The sequence below is a fragment of the Thermococcus sp. genome (genome assembly GCF_027008145.1).
Lineage (GTDB): Archaea > Methanobacteriota_B > Thermococci > Thermococcales > Thermococcaceae > Thermococcus.
Map to the genome: position 1 here is coordinate 767 of NZ_JALTCZ010000130.1, position 1,151 is coordinate 1,917.

Sequence of the window (1,151 nt, forward strand, 5' to 3'; positions counted from 1 at the left end):
AACTGCCAGAGGAATAGTTTTTCAGAGTCGGGTATTTATCCTTCCACTCATCGAGCTTGGAGTTAGTGAAAACCTCAAACAGGCTCCTCAGCTTCCCCTTTAGTGAGGAGCCCGGGATGTAGGGCAGACCAGTGTGGGGGTCCTTTATGACAGGGTTGTCAATACCCCCTATCTCTGAGACGTCCCTCTGGGAGCCTATGTGGAGGCCGGTGAGGGCCTTAATCCTGCCCCGGATAACGACTTTCCCATAAAAGTGCCTGTCCATCATTCACCACCTCCAAAGAACCTGTGGTAGGCAACAACGGCCTGAAGGAAGTCGTAAAACTCCTCAAAGTGAGCAACATCGGGCTTCTCCATCAGGACGGCCAGCATTGGATCGAGGACTCTGTGAAATGCATCAAGGGCATGTTTAGCCCCTCCCGTGGCTCTGCCAACGGCATAAGCCAGCAGATAGCGGGTCTTTACAATGTCGTCCCTTATGTCGGTGTCCCCCTTCTTCAGCTTCAGCTCGATGGTTCGCGCCATCTCAAGGACTTTCCTTACCTGGTTCGTCTTGAGGTTCTGGGCTCTGAGATAAGCCGCCACGACAATGGCGTTCGCAAGTCTTTTCTCTGGGCTCCAGCCGGGAAAAGCCCCTTTCTTCCTGCTCTCTTCCAGCTCTTGAGCTATCTTTCTGAAGTATGGCTCAATGTCCTTCCACGATATTCTGTTCTTCTCGAAGGCTTCTCTTATTCCTATTACGTCCGGGTTTTCTCCGAAGAGTTCACCGACGTTGCCCCCATGGGCCTCCCTCTGATACCTGCCCATACCATGGCCCGGGTGGCCTTTTCCGTAAACCATCAAATCACCCCCTAACTGCCATCAAAACAACCTTCAAAATGCCATCAATCCAGTAGATCGGCTGCGGCTCACCCTTCAGGGCGGCCCCCGCATCTATCCCGACGAGCTCGGGGAAGAGGCCCGAGAGCTTGTGCCTGCCGAGAAGGTAGGCTATCAGGTAAGCCCACTTCACGCTCTTCGGGTCCCTGACGTAGAGCTCTCTGAGCTCAAGAATTCTCCACAGAAGGCCTTTCTTTGACTCAAGTTCCTTCACCAGTCTGCCGTTTCCGGCGTAAACCCTCGGCTTGTAGGTCTTCCAGAGCTCTTCGTAC

The 1,151-nt window shown here is 53.6% G+C and carries 2 protein-coding genes and 1 pseudogene; all 3 read right to left on the minus strand.

Annotation, left to right across the window (positions count from 1 at the left end; translation table 11 throughout):
- On the minus strand, window positions 1-265 hold a 265-nt coding region (csm3, locus tag MVD07_RS06285), incomplete at its 3' end, for a type III-A CRISPR-associated RAMP protein Csm3 (RefSeq protein WP_297499767.1).
- Entirely contained in the window at window positions 265-840 is a 576-nt protein-coding gene (gene csm2, locus MVD07_RS06290; RefSeq protein ID WP_297499769.1) for a type III-A CRISPR-associated protein Csm2, read from the minus strand. The genes csm3 and csm2, both read right to left, overlap by 1 nt.
- Window positions 841-844: 4 nt before the next feature.
- Window positions 845-1,151, minus strand: a pseudogene (locus MVD07_RS06295) (type III-A CRISPR-associated protein Cas10/Csm1); the annotation flags it as partial.

Excerpts from the sequence above, each read along its gene's own strand:
- csm2 (WP_297499769.1), bottom strand. The coding sequence starts at position 840 with ATGGTTTACGGAAAAGGCCACCCGGGCCATGGTATGGGCAGGTATCAG.